Genomic DNA, 25985 nt, shown 5'->3' on the forward strand with positions numbered 1-25985 from the left:
GACGATGGCCCGCTTCCGGCCGCTTCCGTGGGGCAGACTGCGCAGCGTGAGCGTGCTTGCGTGGACCGCCGTCGGATCACTCGCCGCCTGGCTGTGGCTGCTGCTCGGCCAGGGCTTCTTCTGGCGCACGGACCTCCGCCTCCCGCCGCTGCGGGAACCGGAGCGATGGCCGCGGGTGTGCGTGGTGGTCCCGGCCCGGGACGAGGCGGCGGTGCTGCCGTCGGGTCTGCCGTCGCTGCTGGCGCAGGAGTATCCCGGGCAGGCGGAGGTCTTCCTGGTGGACGACGGCAGCACGGACGGCACCGGGGAGCTGGCACGCGAGCTGGCCCGGCGGCAGGGCGGGCTGCCGCTGACGGTGGACTCGCCCGGTGAGCCGCCGGCCGGCTGGACCGGCAAGCTCTGGGCGGTGCGGCACGGCATCGCGCTGGCCCGTACCCGTGCGCCGGAGTACCTGCTGCTGACGGACGCCGACATCGCGCACGCGCCGGACAGTCTGCGGCGGCTGGTCGCGGCGGCGCACGGCAGCGGTTTCGACCTGGTCTCGCAGATGGCCCGGCTGCGGGTGGCGAGCGGCTGGGAGCGGCTGGTGGTGCCGGCCTTCGTGTACTTCTTCGCCCAGCTGTACCCGTTCCGCCGGATCGGCAAGGACGGCGCGCGCACGGCAGCGGCGGCGGGCGGCTGTGTGCTGCTGCGCGCCGGGACGGCCGAGCGGGTGCGGGTCCCGGAGGCGATCCGGCACGCGGTGATCGACGACGTGGCCCTCGCCCGGACGGTGAAGCGCGCCGGAGGGCGGGTCTGGCTGGGGCTCGCGGACGGGGTGGACAGTGTGCGCCCCTATCCCCGGCTGCACGATCTGTGGCGCATGGTGTCGCGCAGCGCGTACGCCCAGCTGCGGTACAACCCGGCGCTGCTGGCGGGCACGGTCGCCGGGCTGGCGCTGGTGTATCTGGTGCCGCCGGTGGCGGTGGTCGCGGGCGCGGCGGCGGGGAACGGGCCGGCCGTGGCCGCCGGTGCGGCCGCCTGGCTGGTGATGGCGGGGACTTACGCGCCGATGCTGCGCTACTACCGGCAGCCGCTGTGGCTCGCTCCCCTGCTGCCGTTCACCGCGCTGATGTACCTGCTGATGACGGTCGACTCGGCGGTGCAGCACCACCGGGGGCGGGGTGCGGCCTGGAAGGGCCGCACCTACACGCGTCCGGACGCCGTGCCCGAGGAGGGGTGAACGGGCCGCAGTCCCGGGTCACTTGCGGCTGCCCTGTGCGGTCACGCGGCAACTGCGGCCCGTCGGCGCCGGGTCACCTGCGGCCCGTACGGTCCGGCGTCACTTGCGGCCCGTACGGTCCGGCGTCACTTGCGGCCCGGTGTCCAGTTCATGCCCCACCCGTAGGCGTAGTCGATGGTGCGCTGCGGGCTGACTCCGCGCTCGGGCACCAGGTAGCGGGCCTCGCGCTGGACGACGAGGTCGCCGTTGCCGGAGTTGGTGATCAGGGCGAGGGCGCACACCGTCGAGGGCACGGTGCACTCGTCCAGCGAGAAGTCGATCGGCGCGCCGTGCTGCGGGGTCAGCGTGACATGGGCGTTGAGGTCGGCGAAGGAGCGGGCGCCCTCGTAGATGGTGACGAAGACCAGGATGCGCCGGAAGTACTGCTTGTAGTCGAGGTTGACGCGGAGGTTCTCGCCGGTGGCGACGGCGCCGGTGCGGTCGTCGCCGTCCAGGTGGATGAAGGGCGGCTGGTGGAAGGAGCCGAAGGCGTTGCCGAGAGCCTGGACCACTCCCTTGGTGCCGTCGCTCAGTTCGTACAGGGCGCACAGGTCGAGGTCGAGGTCGGAGTGCAGGGCGACCGGGCGGCCGAGCTTGGCGGCCCAGCCCGAGAACTGCTTGCGCACCTGCCAGTTGAGGTTCACGTGCAGGGCGCCGGAGGTGCCGCCCTGCTTGGTGAGCGAGACGGAGGGTGCCGACTTGGTGAGCGTCACCTTGGTGAGCTGGACCGGCGCGGGGGGCGTGGCCGGCGGGGGCGGCGTGACCGGCTGGGTCACCGGCGGCTGCGGCGGGGTGACCGGCCGGTTCACGGTGTGCGCGGCCGGGGGCGGAGTGGAAGGTGCGGCCGGGGTGGGTGCCGCGTGCTGGGGCTCGTCCACGGTGATGCCGTAGTCGGTGGCGAGGCCCTCGAGTCCGCTGCTGTAGCCCTGGCCGACGGCGCGGAACTTCCAGGCGCCCTGGCGGCGGTAGAACTCGCCGAGCACGAACGCCGTCTCGGTGGTCGCGCCGGTGTCGTCGAAGCGGGCCGCGACGGTGCCCTGCGCGGCGTCCTTGACCTCGATGTAGAGGCCGGGGATCTGCCCGAAGGTGCCGCCGTCGCTGGAGGCGGCCAGGATCACCGTCTCGATGCCGGGCTCGATGCGGGTGAGGTCGACGAGGAGGTTGTCGGTGACCTGGCCGCCGGCGGTGCGCTTGCCCTCGTGCCGGACGGCCCCGGAGGCGTGGCTGGGCTGGTTGTAGAAGACGAAGTCGTCGTCGGAGCGGACCTTCCCGCCCACCAGCAGCAGTGCCGAGGCGTCGGCGTCGGGCACACCGGGGCCGGAGCGCCAGCCCAGCTCCACCCTGAGCGCCGTGGTCGGCACCGGCGTGTTCGATCCCTTCGGCATTGACATGTCCGCCCCCCATGAGGTGTTCGCGCCAGGCCCGTTCCCGGCATCCATCGGGTTGTCGTCGGCCCAACCTATTGCGGGATCAACTCCGTCATCCAGCCCGCCGCAGGCGACGGGCCGCGGGCGCGGATCCGGCTGCGGGGAGAACAAGCGGGCAACCGCCGGTAACCCGCCTGGGCCTTGGCCTTTACACCAAAGTTCGGCTGCGCGAGGTCCGTTTTCGTCAAATTCGCTCGCATTGGGGAACTCCAGGCCACTGAAGACCCCTAAAACAACCCTCTTATCGGTCTCCCCAACCAGCACATCGTGGGCTTAACTTATGTGCCATGACCTCCCCCCGCTCCACCTATGGCGGCGGCTACTACTCCGCCTCCTTCCCGGACACCCCGATCTACGACTCGCTCGTGGCCGAGCGGGGCACCCCGCAGATCGCCCCGATCCGGGTCCCCGCCGCCTACGACGCGCCCGGCAGTTCGCTGCCGGCGCTCCCGTCGGCGCTGCCCGCCCTCCCGGCGGCACCGTCCCAGCCCGCGTACGGCTATCCGCAGGCCCCGCAGCCCGCACCGCTGCAGCAGGCGCACGCGCCGTACATCCCGCAGCAGGCCTCCGCGCCGCGCGGTTACCCCGGGCCCCAGCCGCAGCCGCCGCGTCCGGTGGCTCCGGCCGCGGGTTACGAGGCGATGCGCCCCGCGGCTCCCCGGCCGGCTCCGGCGCAGTATCAGGACCCGTACCAGAACCAGCAGTACCGCGGATACTGAGATCCCCTGCGGGCCACCGGCCGGTGACTGGCACGATGGCCCCATGGGGAACGCGCGACTGCACTCGATCCACGTCCATCCGGTCAAGGCGTTCCGGAGCGTTGCGCTCCGGGAAGTTGCCGTGGAGCCCTGGGGGCCGGCCGGAGACCGGCGCTGGATGCTGATCGACGACAGGGGAAAGGTCGTCACCCAGCGCCAGCAGCCGCGCCTCGCCCTGGCCGCCGCCGAGTTGCTGCCCGGCGGCGGTGTCCGGCTGTCCGCGCCCGGCATGGACCCGATCGAGGTGCCCGTGCCCCGGCCGGGCGGCACCGTCAGGGTGCAGCTCTTCGACGACAAGGTCGACACCGTCCCGGCCGAGGACCCCGCCGCGCACGCCTGGTGCAGCACCTGTCTCGGCGCCGCCGTGCGCCTGGTGCACCTGGACGACCCGGCCACCCGCCGCCCGGTCGACCCCGAGTTCGCGCTGCCCGGAGAGACCGTCACCTTCGCCGACGGCTTCCCCCTGCTGCTCACCTCCACCTCCTCGCTCGACGCCCTCAACTCCCTCATCGCCGAGGGCGAGCACGCGGCGGAGGGCCCCCTGCCGATGAACCGGTTCCGGCCGAACGTCGTCGTCGACGGCGCCCCCGCCTGGGCCGAGGACGGCTGGACCCGCATCACCATCGGGGAGGTCGCCTTCCGGGTCGCCAAACCCTGCGGGCGCTGCGTGGTGACCACCACCGACCAGATCACGGCCCGGCGCGGCAAGGAGCCCCTGCACTCGCTTGGACGGCACCGCAGGTCGGGCGGCAGACTGGTCTTCGGACAGAACCTCGTGCCCGTCTCGCCCGGCACCCTCCGGGTCGGGGATCCGGTCGTCGTCGTGGCCTGAGTCCTCGTCAACGCGACGACGGCCGGGGCCGCCCCCTGCGGGGGACCCCGGGAACCGGATCGCGGGCCGGCGCGTTGGCACTTGCGTGAGAAGTGCGTGAGACGGCTGCGAAGGGGGGACTGCGACCGTGCGTGCGATCAGCGGCCTCTGGCGCTGGCGGCACAATCCGCTGTGCCGCCCGACCGACCTGCTCGAGGGCTGGGTCGCCCTCACGGCACTGCTGCTCCTGCTCATCGCCGCCCCCGTGACCGGTGTGCTGGCCGGGAACGCCGCCCAGGACGCCCTCCAGCAGACCGTCCGCGAGCAGAACCGGTCCCGGTACGCCGTGACGGCGACGGTGATCCGCGCTCTGGAGCCGTCGGCCCTGGACCTGGACGCCGAGGCGGCCACCGGGCAGGACCTGCACAGCCGCGTCCTCGCCCACTGGACCGCGCCCGACCGCACCGTCCACCGGGGCACGGTGCCGGCCCGGCTGGAGGATCCCCGGCCGGGCGACCGGTTCCGCATATGGACCGACCGCAACGGCCGGCTGGTGGCCCGCCCGCTCGACGCCGCGACGGCCACCACGCACGCCGTGATCGCCGGTGTCGGCGCCGCCCTGGTCGCCGCCGGCCTGATCGAGTGCGCCCGGCGGCTCATCGTCTGGCGCATGGTCCGCCACCGGTACGCGCTCTGGGACCAGGCATGGGACCGGGCGGGACCGGACTGGGGACGGACCGGCACCGGCAGCTGACGGGCTTCCCGCTCCGGTCAACCCCCAGGCCGCGCGCACGCTACGGTGGTCCGGCGCAAGCAAAACCGCGAACAACCTGCGTACGACGAGGTGGGGGCACAGTTACGCCATGGCACAGGGCACGGTCCAGGTGACGCACACCGGCACCTCGCGGTGGCGGCGCCGCACGGGTGAGTACGCATCGCTCGCCGCCGCCCTGGAGGCCGCGGCCGACGGCGATGTCCTCACCGTCGCCCCCGGCACCTACCGGGAGAACCTCGTCGTGCGGCGGGCGGTGACCCTGCGCGGTCCCGACGGCTCTCCCGGCTCGGTGCGCATCGCGCCCGCGGACGGTGTGCCGCTCACCGTGCGGGCCGCCGCGGTCGTCCGGGACCTGCATGTGGAGGGCCAGGATGCCGCCGCCCCCGCGGTGCTGATCGAGGAAAGCACCCCGGAGCTGCGGGACATCCGGGTGGTCACCCGGTCCGCGGCCGGCATCGAGGTGCGCGGCACCGCCCGGCCCTCGGTCCACCGCTGCTCGGTCGACAACCCGGCGGGCATCGGCATCGCCGTACTGGACGGTGGCGGCGGGGTGTTCGAGGAGTGCGAGGTGGTCGCCGCCGGGCAGGCCGGCGTGGCGGTGCGCGGCGGCGCCCAGCCCCGGCTGGAGCGCTGCCGGGTGCACCACACCTCCGGATCCGGGCTGACCGTGACCGGGGAGAACTCCGCGCTGGACGCGACCGGTTGCGAGGTCTACGAGGTGCGCGGCAGCGGCGTGCAGGTGACCGCGCGGGCCACCGCGCAGCTCACCGACTGCGATGTGCACCGCACCACCACCGACGGGGTCACGCTGGACACCGACGCGGTGCTGACGCTGGCCGACTGCCGCATCCACGACATCCCGGAGAACGCGGTCGACCTGCGCTCGCGCTCCGTGCTCACGCTGACCCGCACCACGGTGCGGCAGTTCGGGCGCAACGGCCTGTCGGTGTGGGACCCGGGCACGCGGGTGGACGCCGACCACTGCGAGATCTTCGACAGCACCGGCGACTATCCGGCGGTGTGGGTGAGCGACGGCGCCACCGCCGTCCTGGACTCCTGCCGGGTGCACGACGTGCCCGACGCCCTCTTCGTCCTGGACCGCGGCTCACGGGCGGACGTCGTCGACAGCGACCTGTGGCAGGTGCGCAACACGGCGGTGTCGGTCAGCGACGGGGCCACCGCCCAGCTGGACGACTGCCGGATCCGGGACGCGGCGACCGGCGCCTGGTTCCGCGACCACGGCAGCGGAGGCACCCTCAGCAACTGCACGCTGGACGGCATGCAGACCGGCCTGATCGTCACCAAGGGCGCCGACCCGGCCGTGGAGCGCTGCACCATCAGCTCCCCCGCCGAAGCGGGCGTCTACGTCTCCGCGGGCGGCCGCGGCAGCTTCCTCAACTGCCGGGTCACGGGCAGCGGCGGCTACGGCTTCCACGTCATAGACGGCAGCCGCACCACGCTGCGCAAGTGCCGCACCGAGCGCTGTGCGCGCGGCGGTTACGAGTTCGCCGACGGCGGCGCGGACGCGGTGAACGGCGCGGGCGGTCCGCTGGTCGAGGAGTGCACCAGCGACGAGAGCGGCAGCCTGCGGGCGCCCGCGGCGACGGAACGGGCCGTGCAGTCGGTGAACACCTCCCCCGGGCTGCTGGGCGGGGTGCCGGAGCAGCGCGTGGAGCGGCCCGCGGCCGCACAACCCGCGCCGGCCGCCGCCGCACCGGCCGCGGAGCCCGCGGCGGCGGTGCGCACCGCCAAGGACGTGCTCGGTGAACTCGACGCGCTGGTCGGCCTGGAGAGCGTCAAGCGCGAGGTGCGGGCGCTCACCGACATGATCGAGGTGGGCCGGCGCCGGCAGCAGGCGGGACTGAAGGCCGCGTCCGTCAAACGGCATCTGGTGTTCACCGGCTCCCCCGGCACGGGCAAGACGACGGTGGCCCGTCTGTACGGCGAGATCCTCGCGGCGCTCGGGGTGCTGGAGAAGGGGCATCTGGTCGAGGTGTCGCGGGTGGATCTGGTCGGCGAGCACATCGGGTCCACGGCGATCCGCACCCAGGAGGCGTTCGAGCGGGCGCGCGGCGGGGTGCTGTTCATCGACGAGGCGTATGCGCTGTCCCCCGAGGACGCCGGGCGTGACTTCGGCAAGGAGGCCATCGACACGCTGGTGAAGCTGATGGAGGACCACCGGGACGCGGTGGTGGTGATCGTCGCCGGGTACACGGCCGAGATGGAGCGGTTCCTGTCGGTCAACCCCGGTGTGGCGTCCCGGTTCTCGCGGACCATCACCTTCAGCGACTACTCGCCGGAGGAGCTGCTGCGGATCGTGGAGCAGCAGGCGGAGGAGCACGAGTACCGGCTGGCGCCGGGTGCTCCGGAGGCGTTGCTGAAGTACTTCACGGAGATGCCCAAGGGGCCGGCGTTCGGCAATGGGCGTACGGCGCGGCAGACGTTCGAGGCGATGGTGGAGCGGCATGCGAGCAGGGTCGCGCAGCTGGCTGAGCCGGATACGGATGATCTGACGTTGTTGTACGCGGAGGATCTGCCGGAGCTGGGGTAGGTCGTCGGGCGCCGGCCCCTGGGGGAGCTGTGCAGGGCGCCCACCCCTGCGGGTGCTGTGCAGGGCGCCCACCCCTGCGACCGCGCCAGGGGCTCCGCCCGTGGACCCCGGCCTCGCCCGCCCGCCACCCGACTCGGTTGGCTCCAAGGCTGGCCCTGCTCGGTGGTCAGGGGGTGGGCTCTGTCGGTGTCTTCGGGGCGCGTGGGGTGGGGAGTTCGGGGTGGAGGCGGGTGAGGAGGCGGTGGCGTTCCTCGGTGTAGGCGGGGTCGGACTGGTAGTCGGAGTGGCCGAGGATGGGGGCCGGCAGCGGGTGGGTGGGGGTGCGGCCGTAGGCGAGGGGGTCCTTGAGGGGGGCGCGGTCCACGGCGGGGCCGCAGTCGCCGGGCAGGCCGATGGGGCCGCCGATGGGGTCGGTGAGCCGGTAGAGGTTGCGCCAGCAGTCGACCTCCTCGTGCAGTTTGCCGAGCGCGTCCGGGCCGAAGTGGGCGGGGAACCAGCGGCCGTAGAGCCGCTCCAGCGGTGAGCCGTAGGTGAGCAGCGCGACCCGTTTGCGGGTGGCGGGGTCGAGCTGCCAGGCCGCGGCGGCGGCGAGGACGCTGCCCTGGGAGTGACCGGAGAGGACCAGGCGGCCTCCGGTGGAGGCGGTCCAGGTGGCGATGCGCCAGGTGAGGTCGGGCACCGCGCGCTCGGCGTAGCAGGGCGGTGCGAAGGGGTGGGCGGCGCGCGGCCAGAAGGTGCCGACGTCCCACAGGATGCCGATGGTGCGGCGTGCCGAGGCGTCCTTGTAGGCGCGGCGGCCCCAGGTGACGAACAGTATGAAGCCGAGGCCGATCAGCCAGGAGCCCAGCGCCTGGGCGGTCTCGGCCGCGCCGTGCACCACGGCGTGGCTGCCGCGGGCGGCTTCGCCGGGGGTCTTCTCCGTGGCCAGCGCCCCGAACAGGGCGCCGGCGCCCAGCAGCAGGGTGGCGGCGGAGGTGACGGCGACGATCCGCGGTCCCCGGTCGGTCAGGGAGGCCATGGCGCGGGCGTACGCGATGCGGCGGGTGCGGTGGGGGTCGGTCGCCTCCCCTGGGTAGTCGCTCGCCACGGCGGCGCGCTCGGCCCGGGCGAGCTGCCAGGCGCGGTGGGCCAGCCAGCCGCAGAGCATCAGCAGCAGCACGAGCAGCGGCGGGATCACCGAGGCCTGCCAGGTCAGCAGCACCGGCGGTCCGGGGATCGACGTGCCGGTGCCGTCCAGCCAGTCGGACACCCGCTGGGCGACGCCGCCGGACATCACCCCGCCCAGCGCGCAGGCCAGCATCGCCACGGCAGGTCCGGCCAGGCCCCGCATGGCGGTCCGCCGGTCGGGGTCGGTGCGGTGCAGGACGCGGGCGACCACGGCGAGGACGATCACCAGCAGGCCCTGGGCGAGGGCCAGGGCGCCGAAGGTGGCGTCGCCGGGCAGCCGGCCCGCCGACTCCCAGCCGGGACGCTCCCAGCCGGCGTAGAGCAGGCTGAGCGCGAGGAGCGCCAGCGCGGACAGCGGCAGCAGCCGGACCAGGCGTACGTCACCGGCGGAGTCGAGGCGGCGTTCGCTGCGGCCCCGGCGGCAGACCACCCAGACGATCACGGCCGCGCCGGTCACCAGCGCCGCCCCGAGGAGCACACCGAGCACATGCAGCAGGGCCGGGCCGCCCGGCCGGCGGTCCTCGCGGGCGGCGGCGGAGCCGACGGCGGCGGCGACCGTCAGCAGTCCGGCGGCGGTGTGCGCGGCACGGAGCCGGGCGACCAGGCGGCGCCCGTACCAGAAACCGGGCCTGCCGAGCGCGCTGCGCGAGCCCTCCTCGCCGGTCTCGGGGGCGCGGACGAGGGGCTGCTGGGCCTCGTAGGCGTTCCAGGTGCGCAGCGACAGGTACCACAGCAGGCCGGTCAGGGCGAGGGGCACGACGGCGGCGAGGGCCAGTCTGCGGCCGGGCATGCTCCACCAGCCGCCGTCGGTGAGGTGGGGGGAGAGGAAGCCCAGCCAGGAGTGCCCCTCGGCACACGTCCGGGTGCCGGCGCACTGCCATGCGGCGAGGTCGAGGGCGACCTCGCAGGCGGCGGCGACCAGGAGCACCGTCAGGCTGAGTCCGGCCAGGCGCACCAGCAGGCCGTAGAGCCGGACGGTGCGTCTGCGGCCCCGGGCGGTGGGGCGCATCCAGTGGGCGAGGTTGACCACCATGAACGGCAGGAGCAGCAGCCACAGGGCGCGGGTGCCGTTGCCGGAGGTGAGGTTGCACCAGACGTACGCCTCGGGGACGGGACCGTCCCTGCGGTCACCGGGCCGCCTCTCCGCGTCGGCGTCGTCGGCGCGCCGGAAGACGGCGGCGGTGTCGTCGCCGGTGACGCGCACGGTGCGCGGGTCGTCGAGCATCCGCTCGGGGGTGGTGCCGCCCACCCCGTGGACCAGGAGTTCCAGTGCGTGCCCGGCCTGCTCCCCCGGGCGTGCGGGATTCTCGCCGTCCCCTCCCGGTCCGCTCGCTGCCGGCCTGTGATCCTTCGCGCGTTCCACCGTGTCGCACTTCCCCGTGACGTGCCGTCGGCTCCGACCGTGCGGGCACAGCCTCTCCTGCGCCGGGGCGGCTGACACCCGCCGTCACGGAATCTCCCCGGTCCGTGTGACCGGCACGCGCCTCGCGACCCAACGGTGACATGTGCGCGACCAGCCACCGGTGGCGCCGGGGACGGTGCGGCATGGGAGGATGGGACGTCCGCGCACCGGTGACGGGGAGAGGTCGGCTCGCCGGAACGCGTGCGCCGGACGTGTCGGTCGGATGGCGGCGGAAAGGACCGAAGCGTACGTGGGTGAGAATCAGAACCTCCTCGCGGAGCAGCGGCGCACCCTGATCCTCGACGAGGTCCGGCGCCGGGGCGGAGTCCGGGTCAACGAGCTGACCCGGAAGCTGGGCGTGTCGGACATGACGGTCCGCCGCGACCTGGACGCGCTGGCCCGGCAGGGTGTCCTGGAGAAGGTGCACGGCGGTGCGGTCCCGGTGGTCGAGGCGAGCACGCACGAGCCCGGGTTCGAGGCCAAGTCGGGCATGGAGCTGAGCGCCAAGGAGGACATCGCGCGGGCGGCGGCGGAGCTGGTCCCGCCGGGCGCGGCGATCGCGCTGTCGGGCGGCACGACGACCTACGCGCTGGCGCACCAGCTGCTCGACGTGCCCGATCTGACGGTGGTGACCAACTCGGTGCGGGTGGCCGACGTGTTCCACGCCGCGCAGCGCACCTCGGCTCCCCGGCAGGGCTCGGCCACGGTCGTGCTGACCGGCGGGGTGCGCACCCCGTCCGACTCGCTGGTGGGGCCGGTGGCCGACCAGGCGATCGCGGCACTCCACTTCGATCTGCTGTTCCTCGGCGTGCACGGGATATCGGTGGAGGCCGGTCTGTCCACGCCGAACCTCGCGGAGGCGGAGACCAACCGCCGGCTGGTGCAGTCGGCCCGCCGGGTCGTGGTGGTGGCCGACCACACCAAGTGGGGTACGGTGGGCCTGAGTTCGTTCGCCTCGCTGGACCAGGTGGACACGCTGGTGACGGACGCCGGGCTGCCCGCCGAGGCCCGTGCGGAGGTCTCCGAGCATCTGCGGCGGCTGATCGTGGCGGGCGAGCCGGAGGAGCCCGAGCCCGAGGAGCCGGCGGACGACTGACGGGCCGTCGGCCACGATGGAGCGCCGTGCCGGACCACCCTGTCCCCGCGGCGCGTTTCTCTCACGGAGGTCACGGCATGGCTCACCGTCTGCGTCCCGTGGGGACGGACTTCGTCGCGGCCGCGCCGGTACGGCTGGTCTTCGCGCGGGAGATCTCCGCCCCGCCGGAGCGGCTGTACCCCGCACTCGCCGAGGACGTCCCCGGCTGGACCGAGTGGTTCGGCGCCGTCACACTGGCCCGCCCGCTGGACGACGGCGCGGGCCGGGAGATCCGGCTGCGCGGCGGCACCCGCTTCCGGGAGACGGTCCTGGTGGCGAAGGGGCCCGAGGAGTACACCTACCGCGTGGACGTGACCAATGCGCCCGGCGCCCGCGCCATGGTCGAGCAGTGGCTGCTGGCGCCCGCCGGTGGTGGCACCCGCGTGCAGTGGACCGTCGCCGTCGATGGCACGGCGCCGTTCCGGCACGCCCTGAAGCTCGCCCGCCCGGGCCTCGCCCGCGCCTTCCGCGACGCGGTCACCTCCCTGGACCGGCGGCTGGCGCGGTAGTCCGGCGGCCGAGGGTCAGTCGGGCCAGACACCGGTGCGCAGGAGCGACTCGATGGCGGCGGTGCAGGGCGCGATGTCCAGGCCCTGTTCGGCCAGCCAGGCGTCCGAGTAGTACTTGTCGAGGTAACGGTCCCCGGGGTCGCACAGCAGCGTGACGACGCTGCCCTGCCGGCCCTCCGCCACCATCTCGGAGACGATCTTCAGCGCGCTCCACAGGCCCGTGCCCGTCGAGCCGCCGGCCTTGCGCCCGATGGCGCCCTCCAGCGCCCGTACGGCGGCGACGCTGGCGGCGTCCGGCACCTTCATCATCCGGTCGATGGCGCCGGGCACGAAGCTGGGTTCCATACGGGGCCGGCCGATGCCCTCGATGTGGGAGCCGCAGTCGCAGGTGACGTCCGGGTCGCCGGTCGTCCAGCCCTCGAAGAAGCAGGAGTTCTCCGGGTCGGCGACACAGATCCGGGTGTCGTACTGCATGTAGTGGACGTAGCGAGCGAGGGTCGCGGAGGTGCCGCCGGTGCCGGCCGTGGCGACGATCCACGCGGGCTCCGGGTAACGCTCCAGCCGCAGCTGCCGGAAGATGGACTCGGCGATGTTGTTGTTGCCGCGCCAGTCCGTGGCCCGCTCGGCGTAGGTGAACTGGTCCATGTAGTGGCCGCCGGTCTCCACCGCGAGGGCGGCGGATTCGTCGTACATGGTGCGCGGGTCGTCCACGAAGTGGCACTGCCCGCCGTGGAACTCGATCAGACGGCACTTCTCGGCACTGGTCGTGCGCGGCATGACGGCGATGAAGGGCACGCCGATCAGCTTGGCGAAGTACGCCTCCGAGACGGCCGTGGAACCGCTGGAGGCCTCGATCACCGGGCGGCCCGGCCGGATCCAGCCATTGCACAGGCCGTAGAGGAAGAGCGAGCGGGCCAGGCGGTGTTTGAGGCTGCCGGTGGGGTGGGTCGACTCGTCCTTGAGGTAGAGGTCGATGCCCCAGTGCTCGGGCAGCGGGAAGCGCAACAGGTGGGTGTCGGCCGAGCGGTTGGCGTCGGCCTGCACCCGGCGCACGGCCTCTTTCAGCCAGGCCCGGTAGGCGGGATCGGTGTGGTCGACGTCCAGGGTGGCGCCGGTCATGGTCTGTCGGGAGGTGCTCACCACGGGGCTCCTTGTACTGGGCGCCGACGCGGCGTCCTGCGCGGGCCGGCACTCCGATCATAAGCACCCTTCGCACCACTTCTCACCTGCATAAACGCATCTTTGGGCGACCCAAAGGCAACCCTGGGCACAGGGGGCGCGAAGGGGTGGGGGCGCTTTTGCGTCAGTGCTTCTCGCGCCCCTGAGAACCGGAGCGCATGCACTGGTGCTCCGCGGCGCACGGGGGCACACTTCACCGGCGGGAGCAGCGCCCCGGACCGGGGCACCCCGACACCGGTTCCGGACTCGGGCCGGCCGGGGAGCACGGTCCGGCACACCGACACACGCGCGAGGGGGCGGGTGAACATGGCCGAGCCGGAGTTCACGGCCAGAGGGGTGCGGATCGGCAAGCGGCTGCGTTCGCTCACCCGGGCCGGACAGGTCCGGATCAGCGACGGCAGGCTGGAGTTGCTCACCAGCTACGGCACCGAGATCGACAGCGCGCCGGTGCAGGCGGTGCGCGCGTCCAAGCCGTGGTTCGCCCCCGAGGACCGTGCGCTCGCGGATCTCAACGGCAAGCGGTACCTGCTGACCCTGGGCGAGCACGATCCCGCACCGGGCGAGCCGGGGCCGCCGGCCGCCCGCCGGTTCATCGAGGCGGTACGGCGCGCATCCGGGCGCGGCGGCTGAGATGTCCGTGAGTTGCGCCACATCACCCCTTGAGTCACGCTTGTCACACGTCACTCTGGGTTTACCGGCGATAACGCTGCGAACCAGCCCGCCGGCCACGACAGCAGGCGGCAGCGTCACGCAGGCATCCTGCTGGATCCGTACTCCGCGTTCTTCCGGGCCTCGTACCGGACCTGACACCGGGGAGTCGCAGCCGTGATCAGTCACCCAAGCAGGCACTGCACGGTGGAGCTCCAAGCCCTGCCGTCGCGGATCGGCCAGGTCCGCAGAATCGTATCTGCGCAGTTGCGCTACTGGCACATGGATTCCCTGATAGACCGGGCCTCGCTCGGTGTGACAGAGCTGTTGTCCAACGTCCACCGGCATGCCCAGCCCGACAAGACGTGCACCGTGGAGATGGAGCTGCTGCTGGAGCGGCTCAAGGTCTCCGTGCGCGACCACGACCCGCGTCTGCCGGTCGTGGAGGACGCGGACCCGCTCGCCACCTGCGGCCGAGGGCTGGCCATGGTGGCGGCGCTGAGCGAGAGCTGGGGCGCCCTGCCGGACGGCGAGTCCGGCAAGGTCGTCTGGTTCACGCTGCCCACGCCGGACGCCGCGGGACTCGTGGTGCCGGACGGGGTGCCGCGGCTCGCGGTGGCGGAGCGGGGGGCGGATCAGATGGCGCGAGCTACATAGATTCGGCATTGGCTCGGCGGGGCGCGCGGCGTGCGGCGCGCGCCCTGAGACCGTGCGGTTCAGTACCGGCCCACGCTCGGTGCAGGCCGGTGCGGATATCAGAGGCCTTGACGCACCCGTACGGCATCGGCTCGTTCGCCTTCGGGGCGCTGCAAGCCGTGGTCGGGACGGCGATCGTGCTCGACCCTTCGGGCATGTGCGCGTTCGCCGTCCCGACCACGGCGCGCCCCTGCGGCTCTCTCGCGGCCGGCGCGTGGGGACAGTGGGCGTGGGTGGGCCCGCAACCTTGGCTGCGGGCCACCCACGGTGTTGTCCCGGGGGCTCATTCGGTGGCGATGGCCCTCAGGACGTTGAGGCGAGCCGCTCGGCCTGCGGGGCGCAGGCCCGCCACGGCACCGGCGGCCAGGCCGACCAGGGCCACCAGGGCGAGTTGGACCGGCGGGATCGCGAAGGCGAAGGCGCTGTCGCCGGCACCGTCGGAGGCCTCGACCAGGACCCAGCCGAGGAAGCTGCCGAGGGCCAGGCCGCCCGCGGTGCCGAAGGCGGCGACCAGGACGGACTCCCAGCGGACCATGGCCCGCAGCTGGGCCCGGGTCTGGCCGACCGCCCTGAGCAGGCCCAGTTCGCGGGTGCGCTCGTGGATCGCCAGGGTGAGGGTGTTGGCGATGCCGAGCAGCGCGATCAGCACGGCGAGGGCCAGCAGGGCGTAGACCAGGGTGAGCATCATGTCGATGCCGCCCGCCGAGGACTCGGCGTACTCCTCGCGGGTCTGCACCTCCGGGTTGCCGTACTGGCCGGCGACCTTCTCGACGGCGGCCTTGCCCTGCTCGGTGCTCACGCCGTCCGCGAAGCTGACGGCGACCAGGGTGTCGGCGTCCTGGGTGCGGTGCGGGGCCCAGGCCTCGCGGGTGATGACGTAGTCGCCGGCGAGTTCGGAACGGCCGTAGACGGCGCGGACGGTGAAGGTCTGCTCCTGGCCGTCGGTGAAGGTGAGCCGGGTGGTGTCGCCGGGGGCGACGTCCAGCCGGTCGGCCTCCTTCTCGGTGAGGGCGATGCCGGTGGCTCCCAGGCCGGTGAGGGAGCCGCGGATCTCGCCGAGGTCGAAGGTGCGCCCCAGGGCGGCGGGGTCGGTGACCGTCAACGCCCGTCCGTCGCCCTCGACTTCGGCGACACCCCGGCCGAGCCCGACCGCGGTGTCCACCTCGGGCAGTTCCTCGACCGCCGGGGCGAGGCGCGGGCTGAGGCCGCTGCCGCCCGCGCCGAAGGACGGTGCGCTGACGGCGACGTCGCCCGCGAAGGAGCGCGAGACGGTCTGGTCCATGGTGGCCTTCAGGGAGGCGCCGAAGACGGTGAACAGGGAGACCACGGCCACGCCGATCATCAGGGCGCTCGCCGTGGCCGCCGTCCGTTTGGGGCTGCGCAGGGCGTTGCGGCGGGCGAGGCCGCCGGTGATGCCGCGCAGGCGGTGCAGCGGGCCGCCGAGGACCCGGACGGCGGCGGAGGAGGCGACCGGGCCGAGGACCACGAAGGTGACCAGGGCGAGGACCGCGCCCGTTCCGGCCAGCCATATGGATGGAGTGACCAGGACGCCGGCGAGGGTGATGGCGAGGGCCAGGGCGCCGAGGGCCGCTCCGGTGAGCGCGCGGGAGCGGGAGGCGCCGGAGGTGTCGACGGCCGTCTCGCGCAGGGCGGCCAGCGGTGCCGTGTGCCCGGCGCGTACGGCGGGCAGCAGGGCGGAGCCCAGGCAGACCACCACGCCGACGGCCAGGGGCAGGGCGAGGGAGAGGGCGCCGATGACCAGGCTGCCCTCCGGGAAGGGGAAGCCGATCGCCGGGAACAGGGCCTGGAGTCCGGCCGCGATGCCGATGCCGCCGGCGAGTCCGGCGAGTGAGGCGGTCACGGCCACGGCGGTCGCCTCCACCAGGGTGGCGGCGGTGATCTGGCGGCGGGAGGCGCCGAGGGCGCGCAGCAGGGCGTTCTCGCGAATGCGCTGCGCGACGACGATGGCGAAGGTGTTGTGGATCGAGAAGGTCGCCACCAGCAGGGCGACGCCGGAGAACACCAGCAGGAAGAGCGTGAAGATGCTCAGGAACTGGCCGGAGATCATCTCGTTGTTCTCCTCGGCCGACTGCTGGCCGGTGATCGCCTCGACGTCCTGCGGCAGCACGCCGGCCATGCGGTCGACGAGTTCCCGCTGGCTGACGCCCGGTTCGGCGCGCACCAGGATGCTCGCGGCCTCCCCGGGGCGTGCCGTCAGGTACTTCTCGGCGTCGGCGCGGGTCATGCCGGTGTAGGTCACCTGGGCCATGCCGTCCTCGCCGCCGAAGGTGGCGAGTCCGACGATGGTCACCTTCACCGGGTCGGGAGTGCGCAGCACCGTGGTGTCGCCGAGGGACAGGCCGCCGCGTTCGGCCGTGCCGCGGTTCACCACGACCTCGCCGGACTTCTGCGGGGTGCGGCCCTCGGCGAGCCGGTACGGGTTCAGCTCGGGGTCGGTGATCCAGTTGCCGGCGACGGTGGGCGGGCCCTGGCCGCCGATCGGCTCGCCGTCGGCGCCGACGAGCTGTCCGGCGCCCTGGATGTCGGGGACGGCCGCGGCGACGCCGGGGACCTGCTCGATGGTGCGGGTGAGGCCGGTGTCGACCGGCTGCCGTACCCCCTGGGCCTCTCCGGGGGTGGTGATGGCGTCGGCGCTGCGGACCACGGCGTCGGTGCCGCGGGCCGCGTTGCCGAACATGGTGTCGAAGCTGGCGCGCAGCGTGTCGCCCATGACGAGCGTCCCGGCCAGGAACGCCACGCCGAGGAACACGGCGAGGAACGTTCCGGCGAAGCGCCGCCTGTGGGCGCGCAGTGAGGCCGCGCTCAGGCGCAGTGCTGCGTTCATGACGGCACCTCGAAGGCTTTCATCCGGTCCAGGACGCGGTCGGCGGTCGGGGACTCCATGCGGTCGACGAGCCGGCCGTCGGCGAGGAAGACGACCTCGTCGGCGTGGGCGGCGGCCACCGGGTCGTGGGTGACCATGACGACCGTGCGGCCGGTGTGGCGCACGGTGCGGCCGAGCAGCCCGAGGACCTCCTCCCCGGAGCGGGAGTCGAGGTTCCCGGTGGGTTCGTCGGCGAAGACGACGTCGGGCCGGCCGGCGAAGGCGCGGGCCACGGCGACGCGCTGCTGCTGTCCGCCGGAGAGCTCCGCCGGGCGGTGACCGAGGCGGTCGCGCAGACCGACGACGTCGATCAGGGCGTCGATCCACTACGGGTCTCCCCCGCCGCCCGCGAGATCGAGCGGCAGGGTGATGTTCTCGGCGACGGTGAGCGTCGGCACCAGGTTGAACGCCTGGAACACGAAGCCCACCCGGTCGCGCCGGAGCAGCGTGAGACGGCGGTCGTCGAGCCCGCCCAGGTCGGTGTCGCCGATGTAGGCGGAGCCGGAGGTGAGGGTGTCCAGTCCGGCGGCGCAGTGCATCAGGGTCGACTTGCCGGAGCCGGAGGGGCCCATGATCGCGGTGAAGCGGCCGGCCGGGAAGGTGACCGTCACCCCGTCCAGGGCCCGTACGGCGGTGCCGCCGGTGCCGTACACCTTCACGGCGTCGACGACGCGGGCGGCGGTACGGGTGACCGAGCCGGCGGTGGTGGCGGTGGCGGTCATGCCGCACCTCCCTGGGACCCCTTGCCCCCGAACTGCTCGTCCAGGACGGACAGGCGGCGCCAGTACTCGTCCTCGTCGATCTCACCGGAGGCGAAGCGGTGGCCCAGGACCGTGATGGGCGAGTCCGGAGCGGGTCCGGACTGCCCGGGCCCGCCGCGGCCGTACCGTCCACCGCGGCCGCGCCACACGGTGCGGCGGAGCAGGGCGATGCCGCCGCCGATGATCAGGGCCCAGACGAGGGGGAAGAGCAGGATCCACGGGCCGGGCCCGCCGTCGCCGAAGTGCGCCAGGGTCTGCATGGTCGTTCAACTCCTCGGAAGTGATGTGCTCGTGTTGCGGTGTGCTTCCGAGAGTCGTCCTGGAGGGGGTGCCCGGTCGTCGTACGGCGAGCGGCAGTGCGGGTACCCCGCCGGGAGTACGGGAGGGGGCAGGGGCGGTACGGATGTGCCGGGCGCGGGGCGGCACGGGGACGGCCGGTGCAGGTCAGGGCGCTAAGGGTGCCGTCCGGCGGCCGGAGCAGCCCGGCGGCGGCGCCGGTCCGGGCGCGGTGCCGGAGGGGCCGGGGGCTACCCCGGCGGGAGTACGCGGCGCACCTGCGGGCGCTCCGGGACGAGCGATGGGGCCGCTCGGACGGGGGCGACGGTCCCGCATCCCGGGCGGGGCGTCCGCTCCGGCGACGGCGGGGTCACGGTGAGGGCTTCGCGGTGTCAGGAGCCGGGCGACGCCTGGTCGCTGTCGCGGAGTTCACCCCAGCCGTGCCAGCGCTCGACCTCGATCCGGGCGCTGACGCGCGGACGCTCACGGTCCGGATAGGAGCTGCCGGTGTAGTGGGTGGAGAGGCGGTCGATGTCCTTCAGGCCCTCGTCGTCGCGCAGTTCGGTGACGCGGCCGATGAGGGTGACGTGCGTGTACCAGTTGTCGCCGTCCAGGACCGTGAGGGTGACCCGCGGGTCGCGGCGCAGGTGCTTCAGGCGCACCCGGCCGGCGTCGAGGTTGATCAGTGCGCGGCCGTCGTCCTCCCACAGGTACCAGGTGGGCGTGGAGACGGGGGCACCGTCGGAGCGGACGGTGGCCATGACACAGGGGTTGGGACGACGCAGCAGGTCGACGGCCTTCTCGGGGAGCGGCGGCTTGGACATGAGTGCCTCCTCGGGATGTGAGCGTGGGGGGAACGGGGGTGGAACGGGGGTGGGAAGCTTTGCAGGGGTTCGGGTCAGGACGGCGGGTCCTGGTCGAAGCTGGCGTAGTAGGCGGCCGTCATGTCCTCGTCGCCATGGCCCAGGGCGGCGGCGCGTTCCATGCGGGCGGCGCTCGCGGCGGCCACGTCCAGGCGCACGCCGTGCTGCTCACCGGCCTGGACGATCAGCCGGGCGTCCTTGGCCGCCGTGGTCACCGCGAACTGGGCCGGGGACAGCTCGCCGCCGATGAGGAGACCGGCCTTGGCGTGCAGGTAGGGCATGTCGAGGGGGCCGCCCGCGATCAGGTCGAGGAAGTCGCCGGGGTGGACGCCGAGCGCCCGGGCGAGGGCGAGCGCCTCGCCCGTGGCCGCGGTGGCCGCGAGCACCCAGCTGTTGGTCACCAGCTTCAGCCGGGTGGCGCTCGCCTCGGCCCCGTCCTCACCGGTCCACACCGTGCGGGAGCCGACGGCGTCGAACACGGCCGTGACGGTGTCCCTGCCCTGGACCGGCCCGGCCGCGATGACGGTCAGCTCCCCGGCCTCGGCGGGTCCCCGCGTGCCGAGGACCGGGGCGTCGTAGAAGAGCAGGCCGTGCTCGCGGGCGAAGGCGGCCAGTTCGGCGACGCCGTCGAGCCCGGCCGTGGCGGACTGCGCCCAGACGGTGGAGGGGCGCAGGGCGGGCGCCGCCGCGCGCATGGTCTCCAGGGTGACCGGCCCGTCGTGGAGCATGGTGAGCACCACGTCGGCGGAGTCGACCGCCTCGGCGGGGGTGTCGGCGACCAGCGCGCCGTCGGCGGCCAGTGGCTCGGCCTTGGCGCGGGTGCGGTTCCAGACGCGGAGGTGGTAGTTGGCCCGGGCGATGTTGCGGGCCATCGCCGCGCCCATGATGCCGGTGCCCAGAACGCTCACGGTGAGCTTGTCGGTCATGACCTCGGCCTTCTGTCGTCGCGGACGCTGAGTGCCTGCACGCGGCACACGGGTCCGCCCGGGGCGGAGTCCGGTGCCGCGCGTCGGGTGCTCCGGGCCATTCTGCTCGGCGGGGAGGGCGTCGGCGCGCTCTTGCGCGCATCCGGGTCGGCGCTGCTCCGGCTCGTACAGGCCCTCGGGTCGGCGCTGCTCCGGCTCGTACAAACCGTCGGGTCGGCGCTGCTCCGGCTCGTACAAGCCGTCGGGTTTGCGCTGCTCCGGCTCGTACAAACCGTCGGGTCGGCGCTGCTCCGGCTCGTACAAGCCGTCGGGTCTGCGCTCCCGCGGCTCCCACGGGCCTCCGGGCCGGCATTCTCGGCACAGGCGCGGCGGCAGCGCGCAGGCGTCCACGCCCCGGGCCCGGTGGTGGCGGTTGCACCGGTACCGGTGGTACGCGTGGTGCGGTGACCCGCGGTCCGGTGTCCTCGCCGGCTCCTGCGCGTCCCGGCCCCCGGACCGGCGGCTCAGGTCAGCGCGCCGAGCGGGTCGTCGAGGACCGGCTGCCAGGCCAGTTCCGCGGCGCCGACCAGGCTGTTGTGGTCCAGGGTGCTGGGCAGGATGGGGACGCCGCCGCTGCGGCCCCACAGGCTGCGGTCGGCCACGACGGCGCTCAGCCGCTCGGGGTCGGCCTCCAGGAGGGTGCGGTGCAGTCCGCCGAGGACGATCCGGTCCGGGTTGAGGATGTTCACCAGCCCGGCGAGGCCGAGGCCCAGTCGGTCGATCAGGGTCTCGGTGGCGGTGCGGACGTCCGGGTCGTCGTAGTGGTTGCGGATCAGTTCCTCGGCCTGCTTCAGCAGGGACATCTCGGGGCCCGGTTCGCGTCCGGCGGCGGTGAGCAGGGCCAGCGGGTCGGCCTCCACGTCCAGGCAACCGCGGCTGCCGCAGTGGCAGGGGCGGCCCTCGGGGTTGACGGTGAGGTGGCCGACCTCCAGGGCCAGGCCCGAACTGCCGGTGTGCAGGCGCCCGTCGAGCACCAGCGCGCCGCCCACGCCCCGGTGTCCGGTGGCCACGCACAGCAGGTCGCGGGAGCCGCGCCCGGCGCCGTGCCGGTGTTCGGCGAGGGCGGCGAGGTTGATGTCGTTGGCGGCGAAGGCGGGCCCGTCGAGACCGGCGGCCCGCACCTGTTCGGCGAAGATCTCCCGCACCGGGGCGCCGGCGGGCCAGGCCAGGTGCAGCGGGTTGAGGGCGAGGCCCTCGGGTTCGGCCACCGCCGACGGCACGGCGAGGCCCGCGCCCACGCAGCGGCGTCCGGTCTCGCGGAGCAGTTCGGCACCGGCCGCCACGACCGAGCCGAGCACCTTCGCCGGGTCGGCGTCGATCACCTCGCAGCCGGGCGTGGTGGCGACGATCCGGCCGCCGAGCCCGACGAGGGCCGCCCGGAAGCCGTCGGCGTGCACCTGCGCGGCGAGCGCGACCGGCCCGTCCTCGGCGATCGCGAGCCGGTGCGAGGGCCGCCCCTGGGATCCGGCGGCCGCGCCGGGCCGGGCGTCCACCCGGATCAGCCCGAGGGCCTCCAGCTCGGCGGCGACCGCGCCGGCCGTCGCGCGGGTCACGCCGAGTTCGGCGGTGAGGACCGCACGGGTCGGGGCACGTCCGGTGTGCACGAGCTCCAGCGCGGGGCCCAGCGCGCCGCGCCCCCGGTCGAGCCGCGTCCTCGAGGTCGTCCCTTCCCCCGCCGGCCGGGGGTCCGCCTTCCCGCTCATGAGGGTGAGTCTCCCATGATCCGCAAACGGCCGGAGACCACGGGCCCGCTACAACCCGCTGACCCGGAGCGTGATGTTGAGCCTTCCGGCCAGGCCCAACTCGGGCGGTGCCGTGCCCGGGAGCACCTTGGGCACCCCGTGGTAGGCGAACCGGGAGGGCCCGCCGAACACGAACAGGTCGCCGCTGCGCAGCTCGACGTCCGTGTAGGGGCGGGTCCGGGTCTCGGTGTTGCCGAAGCGGAAGACGCAGGAGTCGCCGAGGCTGAGCGACACCACGGGGGCGTCGGCCTTCTCGTCGCTGTCGCGGTGCATGCCCATCCGGGCGTCGCCGTCGTAGAAGTTGATGAGCGCGATGTCGTAGGCGGCGGTCTTCGCGGCCTGCTCGCCGAGGGTGTCGGCGACCGCGCGGCGGCCCAGCTCGCCGAGCCGGCCGGGGAAGGGTTTCACGGGGGCGCCGTCGCCGTCGACGACGGTCCTGGCGTAGCCGTACGGGTACCAGTGCCGGCCGAGGCACACCTGGCGGGCGGACATGGTGCCGCCGCCGGGCGTGCGCACGGTGCGCAGTCCGGCGGGCGGCCGGGCCCACTCCCGGCAGGCCTGGAGCAGCTCGCGCTGCGCCCGCGCGTCCAGCCAGCCGGGTACGTGCACGGCGCCGGGCGCGACCTCGGCCGGTGCCCTGGGGAACAGTTCGCCGTCCATGCCCCCATCCTGCCGCAGTCCGCCGAACCAGGGCTGAGCTGCGGTTCCGCTAGCCTGGGCGGCACGATGGACGACCGTATGACGACGCCGTGGGGCGACCGGCTGCTGACCCGCTTTCCCGAGGATCCGCGGGACCGGCTGCGCGCCTGGGACGCCTCCGACGAGTACCTGCTGCGGCATCTCGACCGGGAGCGGGTGCCGCTGTCGGGGACGGTCGTGGTGCTCGGTGACCGGTGGGGTGCACTGGTCACCGCGCTCGCGGAGCACCGGCCGGTGCAGATCACCGACTCCTGGCTGGGGCAGGAGGCGACCCGCGCGAATCTGGCGCGCAACGGCGTGGGGCCGGGGACGGTGCGGCTGCTGACCACGCAGGACGACCCGCCGCCGCGGATCGACGTGCTGCTGGTGCGGGTGCCGAAGAGCCTGGCGCTGCTGGAGGACCAGCTGCTGCGGCTGGCGCCCGCCGTGCACGCGGACACGGTCGTCGTCGGCACCGGCATGGTGAAGGAGATCCACACCTCCACGCTGCGCCTGTTCGAGCGGATCCTCGGCCCGACCCGTACCTCGCCGGCCGAGAAGAAGGCCCGGCTGATCTTCTGCACGCCCGATCCCGCGCTGGCCCGCCCCGCCAACCCCTGGCCGTACCGCTACACGCTGCCCGGCGACGTCGGCGTCGTCTCCGGCCGGACCGTCGTCAATCACGCGGGGGTGTTCTGCGCGGACCGGCTCGACATCGGCACCCGCTTCTTCCTCAAGCACCTGCCGGACGTGCCGGACGGGAAGCGGGTGGTGGATCTGGGCTGCGGCAACGGTGTCGTCGGGACGGCGGTGGCGCTGGCGCAGCCGCGGGCCGAGGTGCTGTTCGTGGACGAGTCCTTCCAGGCGGTGGCGTCCGCGCAGGAGACCTACCGGGTCAACGGCGTTCCGGGGCATGCGGAGTTCCGGGTCGGCGACGGTCTGGCCGGGGTGGCGGCGGGCAGCTTCGACCTGGTGCTGAACAACCCGCCGTTCCACTCCCACCAGGCGACCACCGACATCACCGCCCGCCGCATGTTCGCCGACGCCCGGCGCACGCTGCGCCCGGGCGGCGAGCTGTGGGTCATCGGCAACCGCCACCTGGGCTACCACGTGCGGCTGCGCCGGCTGTTCGGCAACAGCGAAGTGATGGCGAGCGACCCGAAGTTCGTGGTGCTCAGGGCCGTGAAGCGGCGGTGAGCGCCGCCGACCAGAAGGCGGCGTAGGGCCCGCCGCGGGCCGGCAGCGCGTGGTACGGGCCACGCTCGCGCTCACGGCGTGGCGGCTGCTGGAGGGTTGAGTCCGGAACGGGCTGAAGTTCTGTGAGGGGGAAGGCCGTCAGGACGCCGCCGGGGCCGGTCCGAGGGCGCGGATGACCGAGGCCACGGTCCGGGTCATCGCCTCGCGGCCCACCGTCAGATAGCTGCGCGAGTCGACCGCCTCCGGGTGGGCCGCCAGGTACTCCCGGATCGCGCCGGTCATCGCGATGTTCAGGGCGGTGCCCACGTTCACCTTGGTGATGCCGCCGGCGACCGCCGCGGCCAGTTCGGGGTCCGGCAGGCCGGAGGAGCCGTGCAGGACGAGGGGGACGTCCAGGGCGGCGGAGAGGCGTTTGAGCAGTGTGCGGTCGATGGCCGCGGTGCGGGTGGTCATGGCGTGGCTGGTGCCGATGGCGACGGCCAGGGCGTCCACTCCCGAGCCGGCGACGAACGCCCGGGCCTGGTCGGGGTCGGTGCGGGCGCCCGGGGCGTGGGCGTCCAAGGGGGGCCGGCCGTCCTTGCCGCCGATCTGCCCCAACTCGGCCTCGATCCAGAGCCCTTGGGCGTGCGCCCAGTCCGCGGCGGCGCGGGTCGCGGCGAGGTTCTCGGCGTAGGACAGGCCGGCCGCGTCGTACATCACGGAGCCGAAACCGGCGTCCGGCGCCTGGCGCAGGAGGGCGTCGCTCTTGACGTGGTCGAGGTGCAGCGCGACGGGCACGGTGGCGCGTTCGGCGGCGGTGACGGCGGCACGGGCCAGCGGGTGCAGGCGTCCGTAGCGGAACTTGACCGCGTTCTCGCTGATCTGGAGGACGACGGGGGCGTTCACCGACTCGGCGCCGGCGATGACCGCCTCGATGTGCTCCAGAGTGATGACGTTGAACGCGGCGACCGCCGAGCGTGCCGCGGCCGCTCGGGTGACGAGGTCGCCGGTGGTGGTGAGGGGCACGGGGGGTGTCCTGTTCGTCGACGGTGTCGGAGGGGCGACGGCAGGTGGGACTTCTGCGTCGTCAGGGCGTGAGGATGACCGAGCGGGTCAGGTGGCGGGGGTGGTCCGGGTCGAGGCCGCGGGAGGCGGCCACGGCGACCGCGAGGCGCTGGGCGCGGACCAGTTCGGCGAGCGGGTCGAGGGTGCCCTCGATCCACAGCCCGCCGGTGCCGCGGACCTGCTCGGCCAGCCCGTCGGGGGCCTCGCCGAACATCCAGGTGGCCGTGCCCTCGGTGGTGATGCTGATGGGTCCGTGCCGGTACTCCATCGCCGGGTAGGACTCGGTCCAGGACAGTGAGGCCTCGCGCATCTTCAGTCCGGCCTCGTTGGCCAGGCCGACGGTCCAGCCCCGGCCGAGGAAGGTGAACTGGGTGCACTCCACGAGCTTCTCGGGCAGCGGCTCGGCGAGGGCCGTGCGCGCGTCCTCGACCACGGTGCCGGAGTGCAGGCCGAGGTGGCTGCGCAGGAGGGTGAGGGCGGTGGTGGCGAACCTGGTCTGGACGACGGACCGTTCGTCCGCGTAGTCGAGGACGACGGTGTCGTGGGCCAGCTTCATCACCGGGGTGGCCGGGTCGGCGGTGACGGCGGTGGTGCGGGTGCGGTCGCGCAACGCCCGCAGCAGGTCGAGGACTTCGGTGGTGGTGCCGGAGCGGGTGAGGGCGAGGACACGGTCGTAGCCGCGGCCGTGCGGGAACTCGGAGGCGGCGAAGGCGTCCGTCTCGCCCTGGCCGCTCGACTCGCGCAGCGCGGCGATCGCCTGCGCCATGAAGTAGGAGGTGCCGCAGCCGACGATCGCGACCCGCTCCCCCGCCGCCGGCAGTACCGAGCCGTGCTCGGCCGCCTCCGCGGCGGCGCGGGTCCAGCACTCCGGCTGACTGCTCAGTTCGGTCTCTACATGGGTCATGCGGTTCCCCCAGAGCGAATGATTGTTCTTGCAAGATACAGGCTGATTTCAAGCAGAATCAAGCATGCAGCCTCCAGTGGCTCGGGTGCTGCCGGGCGCACCCGCGCGTAAATCCGATGCGCCGCACGCTCGTCCTCCACTACCGTTCACGGCGTCCAGGTGCGAAGGCCGCGGCTACTTCTTCTGGTGAACGCTGCCGCTGCCACCTCGGAGCTCTGGACGTCCGCAGGCGCGAGACCGCCCGCCCACCGGGGGACATGGGGCGGGCGGTCTCGTCGCGCGCCTGTCTCTTCGGTACCCCGGATGCCCGGGCCCGCCGCCCTGCCGCTCGGCCGGCGGAGCCGCGGCCCGC

Annotated in this window: 21 protein-coding genes and 1 pseudogene; 10 read left to right on the forward strand and 12 right to left on the reverse strand. The window is 73.8% G+C overall.

Going from position 1 to position 25985, the window contains the following annotated elements; all coding sequences use genetic code 11:
• Nucleotides 1–4 precede the first annotated feature (4 nt).
• A complete protein-coding gene (locus tag ABD198_RS00400) occupies nucleotides 5–1222 on the forward strand; it encodes a glycosyltransferase (RefSeq protein WP_343997228.1) in 1218 nt (405 codons plus the stop codon).
• A gap of 125 nt (nucleotides 1223–1347) precedes the next feature.
• On the opposite strand, the gene ABD198_RS00405 is transcribed toward ABD198_RS00400, so the two are convergent.
• Entirely contained in the window at nucleotides 1348–2646 is a 1299-nt protein-coding gene (locus ABD198_RS00405; protein ID WP_343997229.1) for a TerD family protein, read from the reverse strand.
• A gap of 329 nt (nucleotides 2647–2975) precedes the next feature.
• Between ABD198_RS00405 and ABD198_RS00410 the strand changes: the two genes are divergently transcribed.
• From ABD198_RS00410 to ABD198_RS00425, 4 genes are all read left to right on the forward strand, one after another.
• Nucleotides 2976–3407 (forward strand): DUF6643 family protein, encoded by a 432-nt coding sequence (locus ABD198_RS00410; protein WP_343997230.1) that lies wholly within the window; start codon nucleotides 2976–2978, stop codon nucleotides 3405–3407.
• A 43-nt stretch (nucleotides 3408–3450) separates the two neighbouring features.
• Nucleotides 3451–4278 (forward strand): MOSC domain-containing protein, encoded by an 828-nt coding sequence (locus ABD198_RS00415; protein WP_343997231.1) that lies wholly within the window; start codon nucleotides 3451–3453, stop codon nucleotides 4276–4278.
• 127 nt (nucleotides 4279–4405) lie between these two features.
• Nucleotides 4406–5011, forward strand: a complete 606-nt coding sequence (locus ABD198_RS00420) for an Rv1733c family protein (RefSeq protein ID WP_343997232.1) — start codon at nucleotides 4406–4408, stop codon at nucleotides 5009–5011.
• 109 nt (nucleotides 5012–5120) lie between these two features.
• Nucleotides 5121–7583, forward strand: a complete 2463-nt coding sequence (locus tag ABD198_RS00425; protein ID WP_343997233.1) for a right-handed parallel beta-helix repeat-containing protein — start codon at nucleotides 5121–5123, stop codon at nucleotides 7581–7583.
• Nucleotides 7584–7749: 166 nt separating this feature from the next.
• Here the strand turns inward: ABD198_RS00425 and ABD198_RS00430 are convergent, their stop codons facing one another.
• Nucleotides 7750–10113 (reverse strand): hypothetical protein, encoded by a 2364-nt coding sequence (locus ABD198_RS00430; RefSeq protein ID WP_425580388.1) that lies wholly within the window; start codon nucleotides 10111–10113, stop codon nucleotides 7750–7752.
• 289 nt (nucleotides 10114–10402) lie between these two features.
• On the opposite strand from ABD198_RS00430, the gene ABD198_RS00435 reads away from it, so the two are divergent.
• Together ABD198_RS00435 and ABD198_RS00440 are read left to right on the forward strand one after the other, a co-directional pair.
• Complete coding sequence (locus ABD198_RS00435) at nucleotides 10403–11248, forward strand: DeoR/GlpR family DNA-binding transcription regulator (RefSeq protein ID WP_343997234.1); 846 nt, start codon at nucleotides 10403–10405, stop codon at nucleotides 11246–11248.
• Nucleotides 11249–11325: 77 nt separating this feature from the next.
• Complete coding sequence (locus ABD198_RS00440; RefSeq protein ID WP_343997235.1) at nucleotides 11326–11796, forward strand: SRPBCC family protein; 471 nt, start codon at nucleotides 11326–11328, stop codon at nucleotides 11794–11796.
• A 15-nt stretch (nucleotides 11797–11811) separates the two neighbouring features.
• On the opposite strand, the gene cds1 is transcribed toward ABD198_RS00440, so the two are convergent.
• Nucleotides 11812–12936, reverse strand: a complete 1125-nt coding sequence (gene cds1 / locus ABD198_RS00445; protein WP_343997236.1) for an L-cysteine desulfhydrase Cds1 — start codon at nucleotides 12934–12936, stop codon at nucleotides 11812–11814.
• Nucleotides 12937–13281: 345 nt separating this feature from the next.
• Between cds1 and ABD198_RS00450 the strand changes: the two genes are divergently transcribed.
• Complete coding sequence (locus ABD198_RS00450) at nucleotides 13282–13605, forward strand: hypothetical protein (protein WP_260830134.1); 324 nt, start codon at nucleotides 13282–13284, stop codon at nucleotides 13603–13605.
• A 195-nt stretch (nucleotides 13606–13800) separates the two neighbouring features.
• Nucleotides 13801–14280, forward strand: coding sequence for an ATP-binding protein (locus ABD198_RS00455; RefSeq protein WP_425580389.1), 480 nt, complete (start codon nucleotides 13801–13803; stop codon nucleotides 14278–14280).
• Between the two features lie 322 nt (nucleotides 14281–14602).
• On the opposite strand, the gene ABD198_RS00460 is transcribed toward ABD198_RS00455, so the two are convergent.
• From ABD198_RS00460 to ABD198_RS00490, 7 genes and pseudogenes are all read right to left on the reverse strand, one after another.
• Nucleotides 14603–17164: an ABC transporter permease gene (locus ABD198_RS00460; RefSeq protein WP_343997237.1), complete on the reverse strand. Its 2562-nt coding sequence runs from the start codon at nucleotides 17162–17164 to the stop codon at nucleotides 14603–14605.
• Nucleotides 17161–17925: pseudogene (locus ABD198_RS00465) on the reverse strand (ABC transporter ATP-binding protein). The gene ABD198_RS00460 and the pseudogene ABD198_RS00465 overlap by 4 nt, the downstream one beginning before the upstream one ends.
• Nucleotides 17922–18224: an SHOCT domain-containing protein gene (locus tag ABD198_RS00470; RefSeq protein ID WP_343997238.1), complete on the reverse strand. Its 303-nt coding sequence runs from the start codon at nucleotides 18222–18224 to the stop codon at nucleotides 17922–17924. Before ABD198_RS00470 ends, ABD198_RS00465 begins: the two are co-directional and overlap by 4 nt.
• Nucleotides 18225–18632: 408 nt before the next feature.
• Nucleotides 18633–19064, reverse strand: a complete 432-nt coding sequence (locus ABD198_RS00475; protein ID WP_343997239.1) for a PPOX class F420-dependent oxidoreductase — start codon at nucleotides 19062–19064, stop codon at nucleotides 18633–18635.
• 74 nt (nucleotides 19065–19138) lie between these two features.
• Nucleotides 19139–20029 carry an NAD(P)-dependent oxidoreductase gene (locus ABD198_RS00480; RefSeq protein WP_343997240.1) on the reverse strand — a complete coding sequence of 297 codons (891 nt, stop codon included), beginning with the start codon at nucleotides 20027–20029 and terminating at the stop codon, nucleotides 19139–19141.
• 503 nt (nucleotides 20030–20532) lie between these two features.
• On the reverse strand, nucleotides 20533–21771 hold the full coding sequence (locus tag ABD198_RS00485) for an ROK family protein (protein ID WP_343997241.1): 1239 nt from the start codon (nucleotides 21769–21771) through the stop codon (nucleotides 20533–20535).
• A 48-nt stretch (nucleotides 21772–21819) separates the two neighbouring features.
• Complete coding sequence (locus tag ABD198_RS00490; RefSeq protein WP_343997242.1) at nucleotides 21820–22470, reverse strand: alpha-ketoglutarate-dependent dioxygenase AlkB family protein; 651 nt, start codon at nucleotides 22468–22470, stop codon at nucleotides 21820–21822.
• Between the two features lie 78 nt (nucleotides 22471–22548).
• Here ABD198_RS00490 and ABD198_RS00495 point away from each other — a divergent pair, with 78 nt between their 5' ends.
• Complete coding sequence (locus ABD198_RS00495) at nucleotides 22549–23685, forward strand: methyltransferase (RefSeq protein ID WP_343997243.1); 1137 nt, start codon at nucleotides 22549–22551, stop codon at nucleotides 23683–23685.
• 138 nt (nucleotides 23686–23823) lie between these two features.
• On the opposite strand, the gene ABD198_RS00500 is transcribed toward ABD198_RS00495, so the two are convergent.
• A complete protein-coding gene (locus ABD198_RS00500; protein ID WP_343997244.1) occupies nucleotides 23824–24690 on the reverse strand; it encodes a class II fructose-bisphosphate aldolase in 867 nt (288 codons plus the stop codon).
• A 61-nt stretch (nucleotides 24691–24751) separates the two neighbouring features.
• The gene (locus ABD198_RS00505) at nucleotides 24752–25633 is read right to left on the reverse strand and encodes an SIS domain-containing protein (RefSeq protein ID WP_343997245.1); all 882 of its coding nucleotides are present in this window, start codon (nucleotides 25631–25633) and stop codon (nucleotides 24752–24754) included.
• Nucleotides 25634–25985: the final 352 nt, after the last annotated feature.

The sequence above is a fragment of the Streptomyces thermocarboxydovorans genome, from assembly GCF_039524635.1.
Taxonomy (GTDB): domain Bacteria; phylum Actinomycetota; class Actinomycetes; order Streptomycetales; family Streptomycetaceae; genus Streptomyces; species Streptomyces thermocarboxydovorans.

Coding starts and splice junctions, on each gene's coding strand:
- ABD198_RS00480 (WP_343997240.1), bottom strand. CDS start 20,029: ATGACCGACAAGCTCACCGTGAGCGTTCTGGGCACCGGCATCATGGGC.
- ABD198_RS00505 (WP_343997245.1), bottom strand. CDS start 25,633: ATGACCCATGTAGAGACCGAACTGAGCAGTCAGCCGGAGTGCTGGACC.
- ABD198_RS00460 (WP_343997237.1), bottom strand. CDS start 17,164: ATGAACGCAGCACTGCGCCTGAGCGCGGCCTCACTGCGCGCCCACAGG.
- ABD198_RS00475 (WP_343997239.1), bottom strand. CDS start 19,064: ATGTCCAAGCCGCCGCTCCCCGAGAAGGCCGTCGACCTGCTGCGTCGT.
- ABD198_RS00425 (WP_343997233.1), top strand. CDS start 5,121: ATGGCACAGGGCACGGTCCAGGTGACGCACACCGGCACCTCGCGGTGG.
- ABD198_RS00470 (WP_343997238.1), bottom strand. CDS start 18,224: ATGCAGACCCTGGCGCACTTCGGCGACGGCGGGCCCGGCCCGTGGATC.
- ABD198_RS00495 (WP_343997243.1), top strand. CDS start 22,549: ATGACGACGCCGTGGGGCGACCGGCTGCTGACCCGCTTTCCCGAGGAT.
- ABD198_RS00410 (WP_343997230.1), top strand. CDS start 2,976: ATGACCTCCCCCCGCTCCACCTATGGCGGCGGCTACTACTCCGCCTCC.
- ABD198_RS00450 (WP_260830134.1), top strand. CDS start 13,282: ATGGCCGAGCCGGAGTTCACGGCCAGAGGGGTGCGGATCGGCAAGCGG.
- ABD198_RS00405 (WP_343997229.1), bottom strand. CDS start 2,646: ATGCCGAAGGGATCGAACACGCCGGTGCCGACCACGGCGCTCAGGGTG.
- ABD198_RS00440 (WP_343997235.1), top strand. CDS start 11,326: ATGGCTCACCGTCTGCGTCCCGTGGGGACGGACTTCGTCGCGGCCGCG.
- ABD198_RS00415 (WP_343997231.1), top strand. CDS start 3,451: ATGGGGAACGCGCGACTGCACTCGATCCACGTCCATCCGGTCAAGGCG.
- ABD198_RS00400 (WP_343997228.1), top strand. CDS start 5: ATGGCCCGCTTCCGGCCGCTTCCGTGGGGCAGACTGCGCAGCGTGAGC.
- ABD198_RS00490 (WP_343997242.1), bottom strand. CDS start 22,470: ATGGACGGCGAACTGTTCCCCAGGGCACCGGCCGAGGTCGCGCCCGGC.
- ABD198_RS00485 (WP_343997241.1), bottom strand. CDS start 21,771: ATGAGCGGGAAGGCGGACCCCCGGCCGGCGGGGGAAGGGACGACCTCG.